Below are 24111 nucleotides of genomic sequence, written 5' to 3'. Positions count from 1 at the left end.
GTACAAAAGTTTATAAATATTAATTATATCAACTCATAGCTTGCCATTTGTATCGGCATATCCAGATTATGAAGCACTTTTTCCAGCAAAATACCTTCCCGGTTGTCATACTCATAGCCAAAGGTTGCCCGAATCCCTTGCAGAATAAACTGGGTAGCACGGTCCAACGCCATCGGAAGACTGTCTCCCTGCATCAAGGAGCCGGTGATCACACTTGTGAATGTATCCCCTGTGCCCGGATAGTGGGCAGGCAGATAAGGGCAAGTCACTTTCCAGTAGCGGTTTCCCTGACGATTGTAGGCATATACGGAAGTCTTATGAGGCTCATCGTGCACCGGAACACTGGTGATAATAACCACCTGTGGACCTTTATCGGACAGGAGACGGAGATATTCTTTCAGTTCCTCATCCGTACTATCCGCTTTATACGGTTCGTCCAGCAAATAAAACAGTTCTGTCAGATTCGGTGTGATCACATCCGCTTTGGTTATCAGATGACGCATTTCTTTCACCATCTCCATATCAAAGTTGGTATAAAGCCGGCCGTTATCACCCAGCACCGGATCGGCTACTATCAGACTATCCGGCTGACGGAAATCCTTGATGAAATCGGAAACAATCTGAATCTGCCGCGGGGAACCCAGATAACCGGTATAAATAGCGTCAAACTGAACTTCCAGCTTCTTCCATTCGGCTATGATCTTCGGCATTTCATCCGTCAGGTCCAGAAAGGAGAAGCCGGGATACTGCGTATGGTTGGACAATACCGCCGTAGGAAGCGGACAAACCTGAAAACCCATAGAGGATAAGATAGGAATAACGACTGTCAGAGAAACACGTCCCATCCCCGAAAGGTCATGAACGGCAGCTATCTTCTTTACTTTATTTGCATACATACTGTTTTTATTATTTAGACGATTATAGTTCTTTCCATGGATGAGACAGAAAACAGAGGCTCTATATATCAACAACAAAGGCTCTGTTTCCTATCAACAGAGCCTTTGTTTATCTTATACAGAAGCTCCATTTTTCTTTGTCCTAACAAAACTAAGCTTCTATTGTTTTAAATCCAAATTTATTTTAGAATAATAAAGCGGAGTTACGTCAATATGACCAAAACCTCCCGTGCTCCATGCGCTCCCATGACCAATGCCTGTTCGATGTCCGCCGTCTTTGACGGGCCGGAAATAAAGGTACCGAACTGATATTCCTGTCCGTCCAGTTTGCGATAAGCATCGTACATGGTATCCACAATCTTATTCCGGTCGATCAGAATCACCAGTTTCTCCGAAATAAAATAAATCGCTTTATACTTCACGGTTTGCGGTATCCAGACAGCACCGTTCTCCGCTACTCCGATCTCTCCCCGAATAACGGCTACCTCAGTACCGTCCAGTTCTTTCGGGTCGTCCACCATATCCGGATTGAAAGTTGCGCAAGATATATCCGGCAATACGGAAGCAATGCGCATCGCATCCGGATACGTCCGGCGAATGACAGCATTCACATCTTCGCCTTCACCCAATACCACTACCGTACCGCCTACCGCACGGCTGATAGCGCAAAATTGCTCTATTTTGTCCGGATACGTCAAACGTTTCATATCTGCTATATCCGGTTTTTCGTAGCGTGTCTGCGTATGCTTACGGATGCTCGCCAATATTTCTTCTCTGCTGCTCATTTTGATTCCTCCTTTCCCTGTACCTCGTTTTTCTTCCACATTTCGTTGAATGACTCTTTGGCAAATTCCGGCAGTTCGCGTCCTTTGCCCCAATCGTCAAAGTCATTGTACTTCATAAAGCGTGGCAGGCCGTTTACCATCGGAGCCGCCCACAGAGCCGCATTGAACAATGCAGGACGCTCCATCAGGAACTTCATGCCACCGGACATTATCTTCTTTCCGGTATTCGCCTTTCCCAATCCGTCAAGGTCTTGACGCCACTTGTAAATCTGTTCTGCCAAATCCACTTTTACCGGACAGACATCAGAACAGGACATACACAAGGAGCAGGCGGAAAGATTATCATAATACTTCTCCGGATCATGAGCCATCCCCAGATTGATACCGATAGGGCCGGGTATAAAGTAAGTGTAGGAGTATCCCCCACTCCGGCGATAGACCGGACAGGTATTCATACAGGCACCGCAACGGATACAGTTTAATGTCTTGATATGGTCGGGCTTGGAAAGGATCGTACTCCGGCCGTTATCCACAATAATAATATGATATTCGCCACCTTCACGCGGACGGCGGTAATGAGAGGTATAGGTAGTCACCGGCTGTCCGGTTGCCGAACGTGCCAGCAGACGGGTGAACACACCTAGCGCATCCAGATCCGGCACGATCTTCTCCATGCCGAAAGCGGCTATATTCAACTTCGGATAAGAAGTACCCATATCGGCATTCCCTTCATTGGTGCAGACTACAATGTCTCCGGTAGAGGCTACGGCAAAGTTGGCGCCCGTCATGGCGGCTTCCGCATTCAGAAAGAGGTGGCGCAGATTCTTGCGTGCGGCATGAGTAAGGTAGGTCGGGTCGAAGTTTCCTTTTTCCGTCCCCATTTCCTTTTCAAACAGTTCTCCCACTTGCTCCCGTTTGATGTGGATAGCAGGAAGAACGATATGGCTCGGCTCGAGATGCATCAATTGCAGAATACGTTCGCCCAAGTCGGACTCTACCACGTCTATTCCGCGTTCCATCAAGAAGGGATTCAACCCGCACTCTTCGGCAAGCATCGACTTGCTCTTGATGAAATGATGTACATTATGCTCATTCAGTATTTCGTACACAATGGCACAATATTCGTCCGCATCTTTTGCCCAGTGCACAATCGCTCCGTTGGCAGTGGCGTTCTTTTCAAACTCTTGCAAGAGCTCTTCGAGGTGGCTGTTGGAATAAAGTTTCAGTTCACAGGCCTTGTTGCGAAGCTCTTCCCATTCGGGAACTTCCTTGCTCATCTTGTCCCTTTTGGCTCGGACCATCCAAAGGGTTTCGTTATGCCATGCTGCCATCTTGCTGTCCTGCAAGAACTTTTCGGCAGCCTTTGAATGTTTGGTACTCATGATTGCGACGCTAAAATTTCGACAATGTGGATAATTTGAATCGGCAGATGCTCCCGTTTGATCACACCTTGCATGTGCATCAGGCAGGAACTGTCCGCTCCGACAATGTATTCGGCTCCGGTAGCCATGTGGTCTTTCACCTTATCACGCCCCATGCAGACGGACACCGCCTGCTCTTCTACGGCAAACATACCACCAAACCCGCAACATTCGTCTATATGGCTGGGCTCGAAAACTTCGATGCCTTCGACCATATCGAGCAGATCGCGCAATTTATTGTAATAAGGGATATTTAACTCACTGGGAGCGGAAATTAAGAGTTCACGCACACCGTGGCAACTGTTGTGGATACTGACTTTATGCGGGAAGCGTGCGGGTATCTTCGTCGGTTTAAGCACATCATGGATAAACTCGCAAAGGTCGTAAATCTTCCCCGCACTCTGGCAGACGTGCCCTTCTTTTTCAAGGATACCGGGATGATTCTCTTTCACAAATGCCACACAACTGGCGGAAGGGCCGACAATGTAATCGTACTCCCGGAACAGATCGTCAAAACGGAGCGCCAGCTTCATCGATTCATCTTCAAAACCGGCATTCGCCATCGGTTGTCCGCAACAGGTCTGATCCAACGGATAATCGACATCTACTCCTAAACTTTTCAATAGTTTATACGATGCTACCCCCACATTGGGATAGATAGCATTGATATAACAAGGAATAAATAAACCTACTTTCATAATTATATTACGTAAAATTTAGATGCATCCTCTGCTACTACATCCGTTTTCTCTGCTTACCGGATGTCGATTAGTTTGTGTGTTTGCAGGCTTAGTCTCCATTTAGGATGTCGCATTACACAGTCCACTGTCAAAGCAGTGTTATTACAAGAACAAGGCTGGAGGAAAAAATGTTCAGCGGGAAGCAGTTCATAAATACTTATATCTTGCCCTTCGTAGACAACTTTCACTTCATCCATCCGGGTAATCCCTAATTTGACACCCTGCTTGGGCGAACAGGTCACCCAGTCGATGGACTCCGGCAGCGGTCGCGTGCCGTTGGTTTCGATACAAACGTATTTACCCGCTTCGTGCAGACGGTCGATCAGTGCGTCGTCTATCCAGAGCGAAGGTTCTCCCCCTGTGAGGATAACGGTAACGGCGGGATATTTGCTGACTTCGGCTATGATTTCGTCGTCAGTCATCAAGGTGCCTGCTTCGTGTTGTGTGTCGCAAAAACTGCATTTCAGGTTGCATCCGGAAAAACGGATGAAGACTGCCGGAGTACCTGTGTGGTAGCCTTCACCCTGTAGACTGTAAAAGATTTCATTAATCTTTCTCATCATTCGAGCTGTTCTAAAATTTCTATTGTCTATTCTGTCTCTCCTGCTGCCGGAGTTTTCTCGTTTGCCACAGCATCTTTCTCGTAGATGACGATGTTTCCTTCGGACTCCTGCACTTCTACTTTATAGCATTGCGGAATCTGCCTGCAAACCCATCGGGCAATGTTTTCTGCTGTCGGATTGAATGGAAGTACTTCATTCAGATTCTGATGGTCCAGTTTCTCCGTGACCACTTCTTTGATTCGGGTGAAATCCACCACCATTCCTTCGGAGTTGAGCCGTGAGGAACGGCAATAGACAGTGATAATCCAGTTGTGACCGTGTAGACTGGCGCATTTACTGCGATACGGAAGTACCAGCTTGTGAGAAGCTGATATCTCCATGCGTTTGATTACTGTAAACATGGCTGTATATATTTAATATAGTTACAAGCATCTAATGTCACCTCGATGCAAGGACAAAGGTAATATAAAAAGAGCTTTCATCCAGCAAACCCGATTATTTTTTCCTGTTTTTACACTATCTTTGCCGAATGAAAACTCTTTATATTGTTTTAGGAAGCATATCTCTCGGACTCGGCATTCTCGGCATCTTTCTGCCGTTACTGCCCACTACCCCTTTTCTGTTACTGACCGCCGCACTTTATTTCAAAGGGTCGCCACGATTATATAACTGGTTGCTGAATCACCGGCACTTCGGTCCATACATCCGCAATTTCCGGGAAAACAAGGCAATACCGCTCCGCGCCAAGATTATCTCCCTTGTGCTGATGTGGGGAACGATGCTCTATTGCATCTTCTTCCTGATTCCGTTCCTATGGGTGAAAATTCTTCTGGGACTGATAGCGGCAGGAGTCACCTATCATATTCTTTCTTTCAAGACATTGAAATAGTTCGAAAGCCCCTGACGGGCGTCGGCAAGTTTGTCCTCCCAATGTTTCACGGAGTTTTGTCCGATAATGTCGGTCACGTACTTCACGGAGATAAAAGGAATCTCTTTGGAACGGCAGACGAAGGCTTGCGCATACGCTTCCATGTCGACGACATCTCCGCTTACGTGAGTCAGTTCCGTCAGGAAACCATCTCCCGTATTACAGATTCCCTCTTCCGTCCAATGCTTGCAGAAGCCTTTTGTTTCGAGCAAAGCGGAAGAATCTATTTCGCATTCCATACCTAGTCCGGCAAGTTTCTGCATATCGCGGTCTATAAATTTGCGGCAGACAAAGATATCCCCTACCTGATGATTGACTGTTCCTGCACTTCCGAGATTCAAAACGAGATCGGGCTGCACCTGGCGGATCGCTTCTGCCAGATGAAAGGCGGACTTCACTTTTCCGATCCCCGTACGGATGTAATAAGGCTCTACATCGGGCCACTTTATCTCTACAAATTCGCCTTGAACGGCATACGTTACTAATATTTTCAGCATAAGTTTTCTGTATAAATAGACATTATCAGATGCAAAAATAAGCATTTATACTCGAAATGGTCAGAGATTGTTCTAAAATGATCAGTTTTTAATGATGGTTGCTTTCGGCGTTCGCTAACTTTGCCTACATAACTTAAAAACAAAATATCATGACTCAAAACTCTATTGCGGACAACCGGATGGTCTGGCTGGATGTTGTCCGTTGCGTCGCCATGCTAATGGTAATCGGCGTACATTGCATTGACCCTTTTTACATTTCTCCTACGATGCGCGTTATTCCCGAGTACACACATTGGGCAGCCATCTACGGTTCGCTTCTCCGTCCTTCGGTTCCCTTATTCGTAATGATGACCGGATTACTGCTGCTACCGGTCAAGCAACAGCCTTTAGGCACTTTTTATAAGAAGCGCATCTTCCGCGTACTTTTCCCGTTCCTCATCTGGTCGGTACTTTACAGTATGTTCCCCTGGTTCACGGGGCTGCTGGGTCTGCCCAAAGAAATCATCGGCGACTTCTTCTGCTATACTCAGGGACATGAGTCGCAAAGCCTCATCGATTCTCTGAAAGATGTAGCCATGATACCGTTCAACTTCAGCCATAAGGAGAACCATATGTGGTATATCTATCTGCTCATCGGATTGTATCTTTATATGCCTTTCTTCTCTGCATGGGTAGAGCGGGCAAGCAATAAAACCAAACAAATTTTCCTTTTCATCTGGATTGTTTCCCTGTTTATCCCGTATATCCGCGAATATGTAGCCAATATGCTTTTCGACCGGAGCGGCTATGTATTCGGCACTGACACGTGGAACGAGTTCAGTATGTTCTACTACTTTGCCGGATTCAACGGCTACCTGCTGTTGGGACATTATCTGAAAGAAGGCGGCAACGGAAATGCACTAAAAATTTTCTGGCCTTTTAGTGGTTCGTCAAAAGATGATCGTCTTACTAATGATTGGAGTGTTTGGAAGACATTCCTCATTTGTGCCGTGATGTTTGCCATTGGATATTATGTGACGTACACAGGGTTCAGCACAACTGCCGCCAACCCGAATGCTACGGAGACTGAGATGGAACTTTACTTCACATTCTGTAGTCCGAACGTGTTACTGATGACTTTGGCCATGTTCCTGATGTTGCAGAAAGTAGTGATCAATACACCTGTCATCGTCAAAGCATTAGCCAACATGACCCAATGTGGTTTCGGAATTTATATGGTACACTACTTTGTAGTAGGTCCGTTCTTTCTGCTGATAGGTCCTTCGGAAATTCCAATTCCGTTGCAGGTTCCGTTGATGGCAGTTTGTATTTTCCTTTGCAGCTGGGCATTCACCGCGTTACTATATAAGCTGATGCCTCACAAGGCAAAGTATATAATGGGATAAAGAAACTAAAAAAGATATACGATGAAAATTAAAGTTGGTCTTATTGGATTCGGTCGAATGGGACGATTTTATTTGAAAGAGATGCAGAAAAGCGGAAGATGGGATGTCGCATACATTTGCGACATCAATCCCGACTGCCGCGAACTGGCAAAGCAATTGTCGCCCGAATCGAAAATACTCGAAAATGAACAGGAAATGTTCGATGATGAAAGTGTGCAGGTGGTCGGACTCTTCGCATTGGCAGACTCAAGGCTTGACCGGATTGAAAAGGCTATCAAATACGGGAAACATATCATCTCCGAGAAACCGGTATCAGACACCATAGACAAAGAATGGAAAGTAGTAGACATCACCGAGAAAGCCAGTTGTTTTTCTACCGTCAATTTGTATCTCCGCAACGCCTGGTATCATCAGACTATCAAACAGTTTATTGATCAGGGCGAGATCGGCGAACTTGCCATTCTGCGAATCTGCCACATGACTCCGGGCCTCGCACCAGGCGAAGGTCACGAATATGAAGGTCCCGCCTTCCATGACTGCGGAATGCATTATGTAGACATTGCACGCTGGTATGCCGGATGCGAATACAAGACATGGCATGCGCAGGGCGTCAATATGTGGAGTTATAAAGATCCTTGGTGGGTACAGTGTCACGGGACATTCCAGAACGGCGTTGTTTTTGATATCACTCAGGGGTTTGTGTACGGACAATTGTCCAAAGATCAGACTCATAACTCATACGTGGACATCATCGGTACCAAAGGTATCGCCCGAATGACGCATGATTTCAAAACAGCTGTCGTCGATCTGCGTGGAGTGACGCAGACCCATCATATAGAGAAGCCGTTCGGTGGAAAAAACATCGATGTGCTGTGCGACTTATTCGCCGACTCCATAGAGACCGGAATCAGAAATCCCCAACTGCCGCTCATACGCGATTCAGCCATCGCATCGGAATATGCATGGACCTTTTTGCACGATGCCTATACACATGATTTGCCTGCTATCGGTGAACTGGAGACACTTGAGCAAATATGGGAAAGAAGAAGAAATATGAAAAATGGATACGGATTACTTCAAAAGCCATAATAAATATTCAATAAAATAAGAAACTGAAATCAATTATTAACTCTTAAAAATAAAACCATGTCAGACTTTTCAAGAAGAAAATTTCTTAAAACGGGGGCTGCTGCTTTAGCAGGAATCACCATTGCTCCCAGCTCTATCTTAGGTATGAGCCACGGACACGTTTCCCCAACCGACAAACTGAACCTCGCAGCCGTAGGTATCGGCGGTATGGGACATGCCAACATCAACAACGTGAAGGGCACCGAAAACATCGTAGCCCTTTGTGACGTAGACTGGAAATATGCCAAAGGCGTATTCGATGAATTCCCGAATGCGAAGAAATACTGGGATTACCGCAAGATGTACGATGAAATGGGCAAATCCATTGACGGCGTAATCATTGCTACCGCCGACCATACTCATGCCATCATCACGGCAGACGCTATGACAATGGGCAAACACGTATATTGCCAGAAACCGTTGACTCACTCCGTTTACGAATCCCGTTTGCTGACCAACCTTGCCGCCTCTACTGGAGTAGTTACTCAAATGGGTAACCAGGGAGCATCGGGCGAAGGTACCGACCTGGTTTGCGAATGGATCTGGAATGGAGAAATCGGCGAAGTAACCAAAGTGGAATGCGCCACCGACCGTCCTATCTGGCCGCAAGGACTGAATGCACCCGAAAAGGCGGACCGCATCCCCAACACATTAAACTGGGATCTTTTCACCGGACCTGCCAAACTGAACCCGTACAACAACGTTTATCATCCCTGGAACTGGCGCGGATGGTGGGATTACGGTACAGGTGCACTGGGAGATATGGCCTGTCATATTCTGCATCAGCCGTTCAGAGCTCTGAAGCTAGGTTATCCTACCAAGGTGGAAGGTTCTTCTACTTTATTACTGAGTGCCTGCGCTCCTCAGGCCCAACACGTGAAGATGATTTTCCCCGCCCGCGACAATATGCCGAAAGTTGCCTTGCCGGAAGTTGAGGTACACTGGTATGACGGCGGTATGATGCCGGAACGTCCGAAAGGTTTCCCAGAAGGAAAACAACTGATGGGCCCCGGTGGTGGTCTGACTATTTTCCACGGAACAAAAGATACATTGATTTGCGGCTGCTACGGAGAACAACCTTTCTTGTTGTCAGGCCGTGTGCCCAATGCACCGAAAGTATGCCGCCGTGTTACTTGTTCTCATGAAATGGACTGGGTACGCGCTTGTAAGGAAGACAAATCCAACCGCGTGATGCCGAAAGCGGATTTCTCCGAATCGGGACCGATGAATGAAATGGTGGTAATGGGTGTATTGGCTATCCGTCTGCAAGGATTGAACAAGACATTGGAATGGGACGGCGCTAATATGTGCTTCACTAATATCGGTGATAACGAAACACTCAGAACCTGCATTAAGGACGGATTTACAATTCATGATGGTCACCCGTCATTCAATAAGACCTGGACAGATCCGATCAATGCGAAACAATTCGCAGCCGAATTGGTGAAACATAATTATCGCGAAGGATGGAATTTGCCTGATATGCCACGATAAGAGGAAATTAAAGATCAAAAAAATAAATTGATATTATATGAAAAAAGTATTTTACCCATTAGCTTGTTGTCTCGCAGCGGGAGTTTTAGTTTCCTGCAGCGGTCAGAAGAAAGCCGGGAGTGCTCAGGAAGAGCAATCGGCAAACGAAGTAGCATTATCATATTCAAAATCATTAAAAGCGGCAGAGATGGATAGCTTGCAATTACCAGTAGATGCGGATGGTTACATCACTATCTTTGACGGCAAAACATTTAATGGATGGCGTGGTTATGGCAAGGACAGAGTTCCTTCCAAGTGGACTATCGAGGACGGTTGTATCAAGTTCAACGGTTCTGGTAGCGGTGAAGCGCAGAACGGTGACGGCGGAGACCTGATCTTTGCCCACAAATTCAAAAACTTCGAACTGGAAATGGAATGGAAAGTTTCCAAAGGCGGTAACTCCGGTATCTTCTATTTAGCTCAGGAAGTGACTTCTAAAGATAAGGACGGTAACGACGTGCTCGAACCGATCTATATTTCCGCACCTGAATATCAGGTATTGGACAATGACAATCATCCGGATGCTAAATTGGGGAAAGACAATAACCGTCAGTCGGCTTCTTTATATGACATGATTCCGGCAGTTCCTCAGAATGCAAAACCTTTCGGTGAATGGAACAAGGCTAAGATCATGGTTTATAAAGGTACGGTTGTTCACGGACAGAATGACGAGAATGTACTCGAATATCACTTGTGGACCAAACAATGGACCGACCTTTTGCAGGCCAGCAAGTTCAGTCAGGACAAATGGCCGTTGGCTTTCGAACTGCTGAATAATTGCGGTGGTGAAAACCACGAAGGATTTATCGGAATGCAGGATCACGGTGATGACGTATGGTTCCGCAATATCCGCGTGAAGGTTCTTGACTAATGCATCATATTATGAAAACGAACTATTTATTAGTGCTGTTCGCATTGCTGCTGGCAATTCCGCAGGCAGCAGATGCGAAAAAGAAGAAAGACATTGCCATACAACTCTATTCGGTCAGAGACATCATAAATAATGGAACCGACCTCAACGTAGTGTTGAAGAATCTGGCGCAAATGGGATACACCAGCATCGAAGCCGCCAATTATGATAATGGCAAGTTCTATGGCAAAACTCCGGAAGAGTTTAAGAATGCTGTCGAAAAGGCTGGTATGAAAGTACTGTCTTCACATTGTTCCAGAGGATTGTCGGACAAGGAAGTGGCTTCCGGAGATTTCTCCGAGTCACTGAAATGGTGGGATCAAAGCATTGCCGCTCATAAAGCAGCAGGCATGAAATACATCGTAAATCCGGGAATCGGTGTTCCTAAAACAATGAAAGAGATGAAGATGTATTGCGACTATTTCAATGAAATAGGCAAAAGATGCCAGCAGAACGGTATGAAATTCGGATATCATAATCATGCGCATGAATTTCAGAAAGTAGAAAATCAAGCGGTTATGTTGGACTATATGATTGAGAATACCAATCCTGAGTATGTCTTTTTTCAGATGGATGTATATTGGATTGTCAGAGGGCAGCACAGTCCTGTGGACTATTTCAACAAGTATCCGGGACGTTTCACCGTGCTTCATATCAAAGATGACAAAGAAATCGGAGATAGTGGTATGGTCGGATTCGATGCTATCTTCAGAAATGCAAAGGTTGCCGGCGTAAAGCATATTGTTGCTGAAATAGAAGGGTACAGTTGTCCTGTAGAGGAAAGTGTCAAGAAGAGTCTGGACTATTTGCTGGATGCTCCTTTTGTAAAGGCGTCTTATAGTAAATAGAAGTAAATACAGAAAAAGGAAACAGTAGGTTCACGCTTTATTGCTTGAGTCTACTGTTTTTTCTTATTTTATTTTAATATACCTCCCAACATTTCCACCCTTTGTTAGAGCAGATATACACCACATAAGTTCGCACATTGTAATTAGGAAATTTCCTTTTTGTATCCTCAGCATAGCCTTTTACCTGCTCCACGTGCTCAGGAAGCGGTTCACTAAGAGATAACATTCTCTCAGCATCCTTACCCCGATAGTACTTGAACTCCACTACTCTATCATCCGTATAGTAATCCGTACCGGGAATTCCTGCCATTTCAAAATCCGAACGTCCGGCAGAGTTGTTCTGTTCGATAGCAAACGTATAACAGCTGCTCAAATAACGGGAAACAAGTTCATAAAAAGAACAACGAATAAAATTCTCATTTATTTTGTCGAATACCTGTGCCAGGAATTGTCCTAAATATTGTTCAAAATAATTCTGCACCAATGGTTCCAAACGACGGTCAGCATCATATTTCCGGTATACAGGAACATAACGCTGTGCATTTCCCTCTATTTGATTTAACTGATTATAATAATCCATATAGACGCTGCGCATCGTCATATTAGGCAATGTCGTCACATAGTTATCTTTAAGCGTTGTCATCCCCAAATAGAACAAGCTCACCGGATAAAATTCCTTATTAAAGAACTTTCTCTTATTGAATTTACTGGAAAGATCAGCTACATTGTATGGTAATTCATCGTCAATAACTAATGCGTCCAGCATCTTTTTAGCATTATCCAACGATAAAGTAAGACGACGTATCCAGTTAATGTCTGTACGTAAATTCTCGTCAACCAGCTCATCCGGAATGCTACCGGCATTAGCAGCGAACTTTTTGAAAAAATAAGTAAGGATGGTAGAATTAAAAAGGCGTTCCCCATTAGGACGGAAACGGTAACCATCGTAGTTACTCACTATGAGTTGCCAGATTTCATCATAACGATCTTGTCCAGCAGCATATTTATCAAGCACATAGCGCAAATAAGTTTCTGTTTCTTCATACGTAAAGCCGAGCATATTCAGGAAGTTCGGTTCCAGCGTGAGTATTTCGGCAATATTATATCCACTGGTCAGATCGTCCATAGTAACAGGTAGCACACCTGTGCAAAAACAAGTGCGAATGCTCCCTTCACCAATACCTTTCTTTATTACTTTAAAAAAAGTGCGGAGAAAGCTATCGGCAGTAGTAACTTCCTCATAGAGCGGATCATTGTAAGCTGTAAGGAGTTGATTGGTGAAGTTGTCATATTCATCAATCAGAATATAGACTTTTGGCAATTCATGAGAACGAATATAAGTAAGAGCCTCTTCGAGCATTTTTGCGGCATCCCCCCGATTGACAAACTGAAAATCCCCGAACAAATCACGGTTATGTTCTACCATGACTTCTACAGGACCACAGTTCAAATCATTAAAATTCTGTGTCAAACCTTGTATATTGTCCGCCATTACCATAGCCGAAAAATCATAGCGGATAATCATATAACGGTTGTGTTCTGATGTGGGATGACTACCAATCCAAGTGTTTCCAAACAGTTCTTCGAAACGATGTGCTTTAGTACGATCGTAATAACAGGCTAGCATAGAAATCAGCAAGCTCTTCCCAAAACGGCGAGGACGTAGGAATACAGGAGCTTTATAATCCTCAAGACCTGAAATGTACCTTGTCTTATCAACATAATAAAAGCCACGCTCTCGCATCTCTACAAAATCGGATACTGCATAAGGAATCGTTATTTTTGCCATAATCTCAATATTTTTTGCTCTATACAGGCAAAGGTACAAAATAGTTGATAATAAAGGCGAGAGAAGAAAATAAATTCATTTATTTATAGGATATATAACCAATACGCAGATGATATACAATCTGCACATACTCGGCTATATCCACATTAAGAGAAATAGCCGAGTTCACGCGCATCAACTTTACTACCATATATTCGACACTATCCCTTCATATTTTCAATCTATGCACAGTCCTTCCTAGTAAAATAAAAACGATTACTATAATAATCAGCATAGCAATTCCCCCTAAGTCCAGTTTAAACTGCTGCCATTTAGCAAGTTGTTTCTCTACTGGATAAGGAACTTGTATTGAATCAGTCTTTATCAAAGTATCTGTCTTATTTACATATTGGTACTTATACAGATATTTATATTTATACTGATATACCGTATCTCCTTTTACCGTTAGATATACACTATCATGCTGATATATACTATCATACCTTATACTATCACGAACATTATATTCTGTCTTTACAGATTCAATCGGGATATATTGAGTCCGACATGAACAGAAACATCCTCCCAATACAAAAGATAGCATCAATATACATACTAAATGCCTCATAATTCGATAGTTTTCAAATAATTAAGAATCCCATCAATATGTATTTGTATAACTTGTTGCTTTCCCTCAGGAGATAAAAGGAATTCGACATCTTCCTTATTATCCTGAAAAAAATTCTCGGTTAATACTGACGGACAAATTGTATCCCGGCATATGGCGAGATTTTGTGTCCAAAACAGTTGTCCTGGCATTGGCTGACGGACAAAAACAGATTGCATAATAGCAGATTCAGCTAAACTTGTAGCCAAACATTTACTATTGGCAGAAGCATTATTCGAAACAAATACACTCCATCCATGCGCAGATAACCAATCAATACCAAGAGCTGCTGCATTGCAATGGATAGAAATTAAGATCGCATTTCCTCCAGATTCCTGATAAATTTTGTTCACTCGCCTACATCGTATAGAGAGTGGTATATCTACATCCTCCTTCACAATACGTTCTGCCTCCTCTCCCCTATGACGTAATCCGGCTACCACTCTATCAGCTATTTCTCTTGTATATGCCCATTCTTTTAATCTCCCATCCGGTGAACATTTGCCAGGAGTATTTTCACCATGCCCGTTATCTATCAATATTTTCATGTTACAATATTCTTTTTTATTAATAACCACTTGGAGGTTGCCGCCTGTCACATTTACGAATATCACAACGCCTCATTTCAGCCTCCTTCTGTTTTAATTCAATTCCATGTCTTTTGTAAATTTCATCTAAATGGGCAGCTTGCTCCTGACGGAGTTCAACATAGATAGTATCAATCTTTGCATCTCTTTGAGCGATACGTTCCTCCAACCAAGCTATTTGCTTACGCTCATTTTCATTCTCCATGCTGTCAGCAGCCGCACCTTCCTTACGTGCATTAGTTTTCCTGTTCACATAGAAGTTTATTACCCATTTGATTGCTTCTAATCCGCCTAGAGCGCCAATCAGAGCTAGCCATTCATTTAATCCCATATTTATCCAATTTTATTCTGTTATTAATGATGTTAATGGATATATCCTATAGTATACTGTACTCAAACATATTCCATCAAAATCAAATCTAATAAAGCATATCTTTATATTCTTCAGGAGCATCGATCTCACAATAATGCTCCGGCAACTCTAACAATGGTTCGGGTAGCTTTTGAGAACCAATATAGTAGGTATACCCTAAGTATATTTCATACCCAAAAATCTGTTTGTCAGATATTCTTTGTAGAACTTTACCTTCTGAAGCTATCAGATGGAAGCTAGGAGTATTATCTCCAATCATAATTTTCACTTTTTTCATTCTTATTTTTTATTTATATTATTATACTAAGTTCAAAGAGAACTTGGAAATTACAAACTTTGATGAATTTCAATATTTTGTCAATTATACCAATAGTAATGGCCGTTATTTGGATTCTGCTAATAACAATCGTATTGATTCGAGTCCATTCCAGAATTGTATAAATTTGAAATCTATTGTTCTTCCACCCAACATTTTTAATATCGCTCTCAGTTTTTTGGCTAATACTAAAATTTCTAAAATTTTAATTCCCAAGTCAGTTGGTCTTTGTGATGTTGCAACGTTTAAGAATTGTGTAAACCTCACTTCTATTGTGTTTGAGGATGGAGGGGATGTACCATTATACGTCGGCGGTGATCTGTGGCTAGAAAACACTCAAGTTACAATATTAGTACTTCCATTTAAAACATACAGAATTAGAGGATATTGGAGAAGAGGCTCTAATCTAAATACATTATATGTAAAATCAACAATTCCACCAATATTGGAACACGGATGGGGAGATAATCCTGATACCTGTGATCTATACGTTCCTATTGGATGCAAGGAAGTTTATGCTTCTGCGACCAATTGGGGAAGTTTTAGAACTATTACAGAGTATGACTTTGATCTTAACCCCAATAATGTACACTAACAATCAGAGTAGAAAATTAGTATCCCATAATCCTAGAAGCCAATGAAGTCCATCCGGAAGCAGACTTGTAAGCATTAACTGCTGCTTCTGGGACATAAATAGGGAATGTAGAATTACCAAACACACTGTATTCAAGAGATGGAGGGACATTTCCCTTCAATTTCACCCCTGCTAAAGAAGTACATCCATTAAATGTTGCCATACCTATTATAGTGACAGTTTCAGGTACTTCTATAAGCGAAGTTAATGAAATACAATCTCTAAATACATTACTTGGAAATTTACTGTCAGCAAAACCCTTTGGTATATTTACACTTTCCAGCGAAGTACAGCCATAAAAAATATTCGTACCTAAGAAATATACAGAATCAGGAAATAGAACTTTTTTAAGACTGGAGCAACCACCAAAAGCACTTGTTTCAATTCTTTTGGCTGTAGGCATTATTGTTACTGATTCCAGATTGGTACATCGGTCGAAAGCTCCGTATGGCACCCCAGGCTCACCAGGATACTCTGTACGTGCGTTTGCATTAGTGAAATATTTCAACTCATTAAAAGATGTAATTTCCAAGTTCTCTTTGAACTTAGTATTAATAGTTGTTATCCCTGCAGCCTGTTCAACGGTCAATTCTCCATCACTACCCCAATTCCTCACACATATATCTTTTACGACTTGATCTTTGAAATCAACACAAGCTTCTCCCGTCATATTAAACAAAATATTAGGGAAGTAACTTTTTAAATCATACAACATATCTGGCGAATACTTATCTGTACATAGTACTTTCCCTGATAATACAGGTATAATGTTATCATCTCTTTCTCCACTTTCATTTATTCCACGATATCCATTCTCAGCTAATGATAACAGAGTTTTTAATATTTCGTTCGTATAGAATTCTTCATCAAATCCTACAGCCCTAATATATTTAAGTAAATGTTCCTTGACTGAATATATGGATTGTATTTTCGAAAGAATATTATTATTAGTATTACAATTTTCTACCCAAAAATCTACAATCTCAGACTCGTTATTAATGGTAAGAATAGCATTTGAATAACCCACCATATGTATACAGCTAGATCCGTTATTATAAGTAATATTAACGAGATTATCGTTTGCGGATGGCATGAAATCAATAGTATCGTCTGAATCAATCAGTAAATCAGTTATATGTGTGCAATCAGACAAGTCTAATGCAACCATACTACCAGCAAATGCCGTTGTGTTCAATATCCGCAGTGTCTCAGGAAATGCAATAGAACTAAGTTGCGAACAACCTGTAAATTCATTTGTTAATGATTCAATCTTACTTAAAGATAACTCTTTAAACGATTTGATACCTGTTCCTGCAAAAATAATTCCTAGTTCAGTAATATTTCCCATTTGTCTTTTGCTTGTTCCTATACCGTCACCCCAATTTTCTGCGCATAACATTGTTACAATATCATCTGCAAAACGAACATAAAATTCCCCATTGATATTTAAGGTTAGTCTTGTGAACATTGCTCTGAGCGCTTCTACAGTATCTCCATAAACACTCGCATTGATGTTGAGAGTTCCATCTAACACAGGTAATTCATCTTCTCCGGAAAGCCCTTCACTACTTAATCCACTATAAGTACCGTTTGTCAGGTCAACCAATTTGTCTAATATGAACGAGTTATTGTATGACTCTTCAAAGCCAACGGCTCTAATCCTCTTCAATGCATGGTTATCTCCTTGTTCCATTTGTGCATTCATTATATCAACAAGAATTTTCATAGGTCGAACCAGTGCGCAATCAACAATGAAAAAGTCACTGATCACTGTCTTGCACAAGTCAATCCCGATTCCATCATCTGTAAGAAGAGGATAATTAGACAATGACAAGTATTGATTAAATCTGCTGTATTCAACTACACGAAGTCCTCCACCCGACGGCAGCACAATCTGCGCCAAAGAAGTACCGTCTGCATAAATTTCTTGCAAGTGCTCGCATGCGGTTAAGTTCAATGTACCGGACAAAGTGGTAATATTCGATAATAGCAATCTCTGAAGGCTCACACAATTCGATAATGTCAAAGAGGATATTGAAATGATAACCGGATTATTTTTGCTTCCAAGTCGTATATCCCTTAGCATTCTTCCTTGAATAATCATAGATCCAGTTACATTCTTATTGTACCAATCACCTATATCCTGCAGATATGATGCTCCCTGTATTGCATTCTGCTGATCACCGGAGCCCGAAAGTTCAATTTCCATTTCACACACTTCTCCAGCTTTCGTTCTCTTTCCTTGTATGATACTTGTACCGTTCGCAATTGCCGGATACATATCCATTGCGGGTGTCAACTGATATTTAATCGTGTTACCTGCAGCACGTACAGTAATTGTATCGGTTCCAGAAGCCGAGAATAGTCCGAAGTTATACTTCGACATCATATACAAAATACGCTTAGTAATCCACCTCTGCTCCGCCAGATAATGATCGCCTAAACTTTGAGTAATCGGATCAGTATCATTTGAATAAATACCTGCATTATAAGCTAATTTACCATTTTCATAACAATACTTAGCATCAGCATTATAACCGTCCGACGGGAAATATTCCTGCGCTTGGTCAAAGAAATACTTTTTGTAAAACGCGTATATCTTTTCAAGGTCATTTCCACTCTTTAAACCTCCGAGCGATTGCATGGCTGCCATAGATTTGCGCATACTTATTATCTTCTCCTCCGGGAAAGCAAGTTCCATCAAGTTAAAAAAATTATTTGTTTCTCCGTTCCATACAGCCGCCCCGGTCTCATCCAAATCATGAGTTTCAACACTGTACTCTTTATCCGGTAAACCACGATTGGTTGTATCAAAACGAGTATCAGCATCATCAACACGCCATCTCCATTTTGAAGTTTCGATTCCAAAGCTATACGGATAGGTGTTCTTTGCTCGTTCGTCTGTTCCAGCATTAAACTCTACATTGTTCATAAAGTACAAACAATCATCGATATCCCAGTACAAAGCGGCTTCCTTTCTGAACTTAGCCACACGGGCATTGATAAAAAGGGTATTCAGACTATCATTTGTTTTATTCTCAATATCAGCAGAAGCAAGTCCATAATCTTTGTCTACCAGTTGAGATACCAGATTAATTGGTCCTTCTCCAATGTCCGATGGTATAAACAAACCTACCGACGCCTCATAATAATAGACATCAAACCGATGCGAATCACCAACTTTTGCAATCCAAAACTCATAAGGCTGCGTACGATATATATCCAGGTCATCATTCAGTTCATCGGGAGTACCATCGAATGGAAGCAAACGGGGGGAACATTGATAAACGTGATTGTAGGTTGGAATCCAGTTGACTATATTTGCTATATCTCCAGCTCCAAAACCGAAAGAGTTGGCACCATTATACTGCCATGCTTCTTTGTCCTCATCGTATACGACTCTCCCGCTATCAGTATTCCACGGAACACGAAACAAAGTCAGAAGAGGCGAGTTATCAGAACCTTCGATAGACAAAAGATCAGGAAAATAGTCCGTATCATAGCCGAACGTATATTTATCCCCTTTATCCGGTCCGAAAGTATATAAACCCTTGAAAACATATACAGGTTCTCCGTCGTCATTAATTGACTTTTCAAAACAAAAGAAAGGAAGCTCGTATACTGATACACGTACATCCGAATACCCCTCCCTCTGCATTGCTTCGTTCGACAAACCTACTTGTTTATATAAATCAGTGTAAGAATTGACTGCGCCGATTTTATGAGATTGCATGGAAGAGGCAAAATTCTTTTTTGCTGTAAATTTCTGTCCTGCCGGAATCCAAGGTACCATCTGCCATACTTTTTTACTGGTACTTCCATCAGCATGAGTAATGACAGACAAATTCTTGTCTAGTTGATAACGGGTATTCCATATCCAGTATTTCATAGATGAAGTACCTTGTCCTTTTGCAGTGACATCACTGATAGATACATTCCACTCCGGATGGTCGTAGAAGTAAACGTCAAGGGTACCAATACGTTGCGTCTGGTCAGCCATACTTGGAATCGTATTGTCAAACACTATGACATTATATTGGTCAACCGTATTATCGAAGTCTATTTCAGAACCGTTTGTATCAAGGATGTCATTCTCTGTTTTGAAACTATTTTTTTCTTCTGCTGTAGAAAGCCAATTGACATAGTTCGTTTGTACACCTTGCGAGGTTAATGCCGAATCATATTCACGAATACCGTATACATCTACATCCGCATTATCAGAGCCTATGACAATCGTTCCGTTATGAGCAAAATAATCATTATTCTCATAAGTAAACTCACGGTTCTTAATTCCGTTTATATAGAGAATGCAGAGATTAAATCCACTATTTCCATAAGCATCCGGCATGATTGTAAGTGTCAGCCGGGTCCGCTTCTCTTCAAAGGTGTGAAGACTTTGTACATCCTTATCTTTTAGAGACTGTGAGTACATAATCACGTTGTCTGGATAAATATTCAATCCGACAAATAAATCTCCTGCAGGAGTAGAGACTGTGATAACCGGTTTTGAGAAATCAGTAACGTTAGAGATTTGATAGTCTATTTCAAATGTCTTGCCGGTCCGGGCACTCTCTTTTCCAAACGGACTGTAATTGATATCAACGCTTGATCCGGCAAGCAGACGGAGCGTTTTATACCCTAGATTATCGTTTGTCCATCCGTCGTTTCCCCAGTTTATTCCATTCCATATAGCTTCGATCTGCGTTCCGTCGACTTCATTAATCATACATTCCCTATTTCCTTGTCTGTTGGTACGTGTTTTAGGGTTGATATACATCACAGCTCCTGCTACGGCAGAATATCCCAACGAGTTATTCACGGGAAACTCTAATGGATCGGTAAGCAGAACGCCGCTATCTTTGACATTAGCAATAATAGAGAAATCCTGATTATCTATTGTGTCTATTTCAAGAGGCAATGAGAATGAATACTTAGTAGAGGTAGAAATGCTTTCTTCAGTAGAACTGAATACTACTTCATTCCCCTTCGTAATCTCAAACAAGGCAGAAGTACTAACATTATCACCATCATACATCGTATAATCAAACAAGATGTTTTCACTCCAGTTGGTTATTCTTTCCGCCACATTATTGATAGCGATCAGTTTAGCCTGCTCACCGGCGACTGCACATATCACATTAAATGATAGGGTCTTAGTACGAATACTACCGTCCGCATTGGAAACATAAGCCGATATCTTAAAAATTCCGCTCTTTTGTGGATGTGGAATAGAGTAATTGTAAGCAGTTTCGACATAAACTCCCGTGCCCAACGCTACTTCATACCCTTCAGAATAATCTGTTCCGGAAATGTTCACATACAGACTTTTAGAAACATTCCCTGATATATTGAACGGAACTGTAATGTCATTATTAAATGCCGTCCACCATTTAAAGTTTACTGCGCTAATGGACAGAGACGTAAGCTGCACAGCATATACAAATGCGGGAGTTGTTACCTCAGTCACTTCTCCGGTAACTTTGATCATGACATTATTAGCTCCGGATGTCAGAAACTCGGCAATATCCGTTTTGAACGGAACACTAGAATTGATATACAATTGTTTCACTATAACATATTCAGAGTTAATGTTATTCTTGACCGAAATCTGGCACATACCACGTTCTCCTGTGTCTTCATATGGTTCATTAGAGCTATATCTTTCCTGGCTGATAAAGGTAAAATCCAATAAACAAGGCTCTCCCTTACTAGCAGAAATATTTTTCGATTCCAGGTTATTTGTGATACGAATATTCCGTTGCACACCAGTACCGCCACCACCTTCTCCATGAGTGGAGATATAATTCATTAAGTCAGAAAAAGTGGTAATGATAGAACCGTCCTCAGCCGTTCCGGTAGGAATAAAGCATTCCGCAGCCGGTTTCCATTCATTGTCCCTATACATCAAAACGGAACCATCTTCTGCTATATCAGCTTCTTGAGACACATTGGTCAATTCTCCCATTGAAGCAGCACCTTTTATTTCAGAAAGTAAAATCAGGGTCTGCCATTCTCCATCCTCTCCCATCTTCCATTGCAATTCTGTTCCGTTAGACTGAAGATAGACATTTTCTCCATTATCACCTTTATCTCCCGGATCTCCCTTCTCTCCTGTCTGACCCGGATCTCCTTGATTTCCCTGTTCTCCCTTTTCTCCCTGAGCAGACACCCGATTCCCTAAAGAATCAGTTATATCTTTCCATGTATTCCCGTTATCTTCCGATACTTGCCAATAGCCTGACGAAATTCGAAAGACAGGTAAAGCTGCCAATTTACCTTTAAGTAGTTCCAACGGAGTACGGACAACATCAAATACCGATCCGGATTGGCGTACACACGGGAGAGAGTTAATTCCCTCTATCGAATCAACAAGAGGAACTTCATCAACTCCTACAGAGTCGAGTTGCAGGCGTCGCTTCACGTTTTGAGCTAGTACGTCCAGTTGCGACTCAGGCAGCATTCCTTGAGATTCCATCAACGAAAATACAGCCGTTACTATATCATTAATTTGCTCTTGTGTCAGTTCCATATTATTCCTGTGTTAGTTTTAATAAATTTAAAGCAGCCTTCTTTGCAGATACCAGAATGGTACTTGCATTAGAGAGGGCATATATAATAGCACTGATTTGTTCATCAGGGATTTCAAGCTCTCCTTCGGAATGATAAATGTTGCGTGCTGTTTCATCAACACCGATATCAGAAGTATTCTGATGAATTGCATTACCTACTGCTTTGGCGATATCCATTTCCTTGTATTCACCAAATGTCACTTCTACTTTTGCTTTTGTAAAATCTACTTTCATAATTTTTCTTATTAATAAATCATTTATTAAGCAGGTCTCCCGAAAATTATAACCATAAAATAAGCGGGTTTTGCCTTATCATTATTCCCAGATCTAAACAATATCCGAAAAACATTATTTTCAATGCTAGTATAAGATGGAATTGCTTCATGGTATCCATCCACCCAATTTACTGATGGCATTGCCAAGAAATAATAATCTGTATGTCCAAGGTTATGGTAAAATTCATACTCCCGTTCTGCGTTTAATGCAATACGGTTAATAGAAATACCATTTCCCCATTTCCTATTAAGGTTAATGCCACTATTGGTAGTATAAATCTCGACACACCCAAGTACACCGGGCATACACCAAGTATCTCCAGCTTCTGATAATTTCCATTGGCATCCTCCAGAAGCAACAAGAGCATAATTAGCCTTTCCTCCATACTTATAATCATATGTAGAACTGCCATAAGCATTAATCTTGACAGCTATATTTTCATCGTCACCTGATGCCTGAAACATAGACGCTGTTTCAAATCCTGCAATAGAAGGTATGCCATTACCGAGTATCGCTTTCCTTATGGCGGTTAAAGTTTGATTTCCTGATGTCCGTGTTTTTTGTGTTTCAATACTAATAAACGCATCTGCATTACTATAATTTGACAATCCGTATCCATCTATCTCAAACCCTCCAATTTTTCCTCCCTTAGCAGTCATATATCCATTTTCAATACTAAACCCCTTATTATCAGTAGCAAAACCTTCTAGAGTTATCTTATCAGCTACCAGTTTAATTTCACCATCACCACTTTCATTGATAGCAGCAATGATCGAAGCTGCATTAACGACTTCCCCACCTTCTGTCTTCTTCACCAACAGACCAATGGACGTGCTAGTCTGGTCAATAGTCGTCTGATTCTTGACAATCCATTCACGGGAGGCTTCTACTCCCAGGTTAGCAAGCTCGTTGCGTGCTGTTACATACTCCTTGAATAAAGGATATATCTGTTTGTCAGCGTCTAGCAAGGAGATCCTTTGTAATGAATCGGAAGAAAGTAAAGGATAAGCAGCCGAACTACCTTCAAGGGTATAGGTCGTAGAGAATAATCCCATCTTAAGATTCGAATACTTTGTTTTCAGAGCATTAATTGCAGTACGAAGATTCGTTTTGATCGTTTCTCCGGTATTGATGCCCGCATCAAGAAAAGCAAGAACCCGGCTGATAACAGGACTGTTGGCTTCTAATATGCTAGGTGTACCCGCATCGACTGCCGTGTCAGCCAGAGGATGTAAATTAAACTGTGTCAGCAAGGAATAAAGTATTAACTTTGCTAACACAGTTTTT

At 41.9% G+C, this 24111-nt stretch carries 21 protein-coding genes; 7 read left to right on the top strand and 14 right to left on the bottom strand.

Features of this window, described 5'->3' with window-relative positions:
* Positions 1-23: 23 nt before the first annotated feature.
* The 6 genes from BT_RS22485 to BT_RS22460 all read right to left on the bottom strand — a co-directional run bounded on the left by BT_RS22485 (position 24) and on the right by BT_RS22460 (position 4806).
* Positions 24-896 (bottom strand): pyridoxamine kinase, encoded by an 873-nt coding sequence (locus BT_RS22485; protein ID WP_008764616.1) that lies wholly within the window; start codon positions 894-896, stop codon positions 24-26.
* A 203-nt stretch (positions 897-1099) separates the two neighbouring features.
* The gene (locus BT_RS22480) at positions 1100-1681 is read right to left on the bottom strand and encodes a LutC/YkgG family protein (RefSeq protein WP_008764615.1); all 582 of its coding nucleotides are present in this window, start codon (positions 1679-1681) and stop codon (positions 1100-1102) included.
* Entirely contained in the window at positions 1678-3063 is a 1386-nt protein-coding gene (locus BT_RS22475) for a lactate utilization protein B (protein WP_008764614.1), read from the bottom strand. The genes BT_RS22480 and BT_RS22475 overlap by 4 nt, the downstream gene beginning before the upstream one ends.
* Positions 3060-3800, bottom strand: a complete 741-nt coding sequence (locus tag BT_RS22470; protein WP_008760113.1) for a (Fe-S)-binding protein — start codon at positions 3798-3800, stop codon at positions 3060-3062. Before BT_RS22470 ends, BT_RS22475 begins: the two co-directional genes overlap by 4 nt.
* Before the next feature lie 56 nt (positions 3801-3856).
* A complete protein-coding gene (locus tag BT_RS22465) occupies positions 3857-4402 on the bottom strand; it encodes a 7-carboxy-7-deazaguanine synthase QueE (protein ID WP_032840540.1) in 546 nt (181 codons plus the stop codon).
* A gap of 29 nt (positions 4403-4431) precedes the next feature.
* Complete coding sequence (locus BT_RS22460; RefSeq protein WP_008764612.1) at positions 4432-4806, bottom strand: 6-pyruvoyl trahydropterin synthase family protein; 375 nt, start codon at positions 4804-4806, stop codon at positions 4432-4434.
* Positions 4807-4934: 128 nt separating this feature from the next.
* On the opposite strand from BT_RS22460, the gene BT_RS22455 reads away from it, so the two are divergent.
* Positions 4935-5294, top strand: coding sequence for a YbaN family protein (locus BT_RS22455; RefSeq protein ID WP_008764611.1), 360 nt, complete (start codon positions 4935-4937; stop codon positions 5292-5294).
* On the opposite strand, the gene BT_RS22450 is transcribed toward BT_RS22455, so the two are convergent.
* A complete protein-coding gene (locus BT_RS22450; protein ID WP_008764610.1) occupies positions 5264-5830 on the bottom strand; it encodes an MTA/SAH nucleosidase in 567 nt (188 codons plus the stop codon). The genes BT_RS22455 and BT_RS22450 overlap by 31 nt on opposite strands.
* 149 nt (positions 5831-5979) lie before the next feature.
* On the opposite strand from BT_RS22450, the gene BT_RS22445 reads away from it, so the two are divergent.
* From BT_RS22445 to BT_RS22425, 5 genes are read left to right on the top strand one after another with little or no spacing between them, the layout of a single operon-like run.
* Positions 5980-7215: an acyltransferase gene (locus BT_RS22445; protein ID WP_008764609.1), complete on the top strand. Its 1236-nt coding sequence runs from the start codon at positions 5980-5982 to the stop codon at positions 7213-7215.
* 21 nt (positions 7216-7236) lie between these two features.
* On the top strand, positions 7237-8304 hold the full coding sequence (locus BT_RS22440) for a Gfo/Idh/MocA family protein (RefSeq protein ID WP_008764608.1): 1068 nt from the start codon (positions 7237-7239) through the stop codon (positions 8302-8304).
* 57 nt (positions 8305-8361) lie between these two features.
* Positions 8362-9837, top strand: a complete 1476-nt coding sequence (locus tag BT_RS22435) for a Gfo/Idh/MocA family protein (RefSeq protein WP_011109263.1) — start codon at positions 8362-8364, stop codon at positions 9835-9837.
* 37 nt (positions 9838-9874) lie between these two features.
* Entirely contained in the window at positions 9875-10747 is an 873-nt protein-coding gene (locus BT_RS22430) for a 3-keto-disaccharide hydrolase (protein ID WP_008764605.1), read from the top strand.
* An 11-nt stretch (positions 10748-10758) separates the two neighbouring features.
* A complete protein-coding gene (locus BT_RS22425; protein ID WP_008764604.1) occupies positions 10759-11634 on the top strand; it encodes a sugar phosphate isomerase/epimerase family protein in 876 nt (291 codons plus the stop codon).
* A gap of 73 nt (positions 11635-11707) precedes the next feature.
* On the opposite strand, the gene BT_RS22420 is transcribed toward BT_RS22425, so the two are convergent.
* The 4 genes from BT_RS22420 to BT_RS22405 all read right to left on the bottom strand — a co-directional run bounded on the left by BT_RS22420 (position 11708) and on the right by BT_RS22405 (position 15306).
* Positions 11708-13423 (bottom strand): ATP-binding protein, encoded by a 1716-nt coding sequence (locus BT_RS22420; protein ID WP_008764603.1) that lies wholly within the window; start codon positions 13421-13423, stop codon positions 11708-11710.
* A gap of 603 nt (positions 13424-14026) precedes the next feature.
* Positions 14027-14617 carry an N-acetylmuramoyl-L-alanine amidase gene (locus tag BT_RS22415; protein ID WP_008764600.1) on the bottom strand — a complete coding sequence of 197 codons (591 nt, stop codon included), beginning with the start codon at positions 14615-14617 and terminating at the stop codon, positions 14027-14029.
* Between the two features lie 19 nt (positions 14618-14636).
* On the bottom strand, positions 14637-14987 hold the full coding sequence (locus BT_RS22410) for a hypothetical protein (protein WP_008764599.1): 351 nt from the start codon (positions 14985-14987) through the stop codon (positions 14637-14639).
* Between the two features lie 88 nt (positions 14988-15075).
* Complete coding sequence (locus tag BT_RS22405) at positions 15076-15306, bottom strand: hypothetical protein (protein WP_008764598.1); 231 nt, start codon at positions 15304-15306, stop codon at positions 15076-15078.
* A 43-nt stretch (positions 15307-15349) separates the two neighbouring features.
* Here BT_RS22405 and BT_RS22400 point away from each other — a divergent pair, with 43 nt between their 5' ends.
* Positions 15350-15940, top strand: a complete 591-nt coding sequence (locus tag BT_RS22400) for a leucine-rich repeat protein (protein WP_008764597.1) — start codon at positions 15350-15352, stop codon at positions 15938-15940.
* Positions 15941-15956: 16 nt separating this feature from the next.
* Here BT_RS22400 and BT_RS22395 read toward each other — a convergent pair whose 3' ends face one another.
* Genes BT_RS22395 through BT_RS22385 form a run of 3 tightly spaced genes read right to left on the bottom strand, consistent with a single transcriptional unit; the run spans position 15957 to position 24104 of the window.
* On the bottom strand, positions 15957-22508 hold the full coding sequence (locus tag BT_RS22395) for a collagen-like protein (RefSeq protein WP_008764596.1): 6552 nt from the start codon (positions 22506-22508) through the stop codon (positions 15957-15959).
* A gap of 1 nt (position 22509) precedes the next feature.
* Positions 22510-22782 (bottom strand): hypothetical protein, encoded by a 273-nt coding sequence (locus BT_RS22390; RefSeq protein WP_008764595.1) that lies wholly within the window; start codon positions 22780-22782, stop codon positions 22510-22512.
* A 26-nt stretch (positions 22783-22808) separates the two neighbouring features.
* A complete protein-coding gene (locus BT_RS22385; RefSeq protein ID WP_162303132.1) occupies positions 22809-24104 on the bottom strand; it encodes a hypothetical protein in 1296 nt (431 codons plus the stop codon).
* Positions 24105-24111 lie beyond the last annotated feature (7 nt).

The sequence above is a fragment of the Bacteroides thetaiotaomicron VPI-5482 genome, assembly GCF_000011065.1.
Taxonomy (GTDB): Bacteria; Bacteroidota; Bacteroidia; order Bacteroidales; family Bacteroidaceae; genus Bacteroides; species Bacteroides thetaiotaomicron.
Note: the sequence above shows the minus strand (reverse complement) of the source record. Positions and strands in the feature narration are given on the sequence as shown.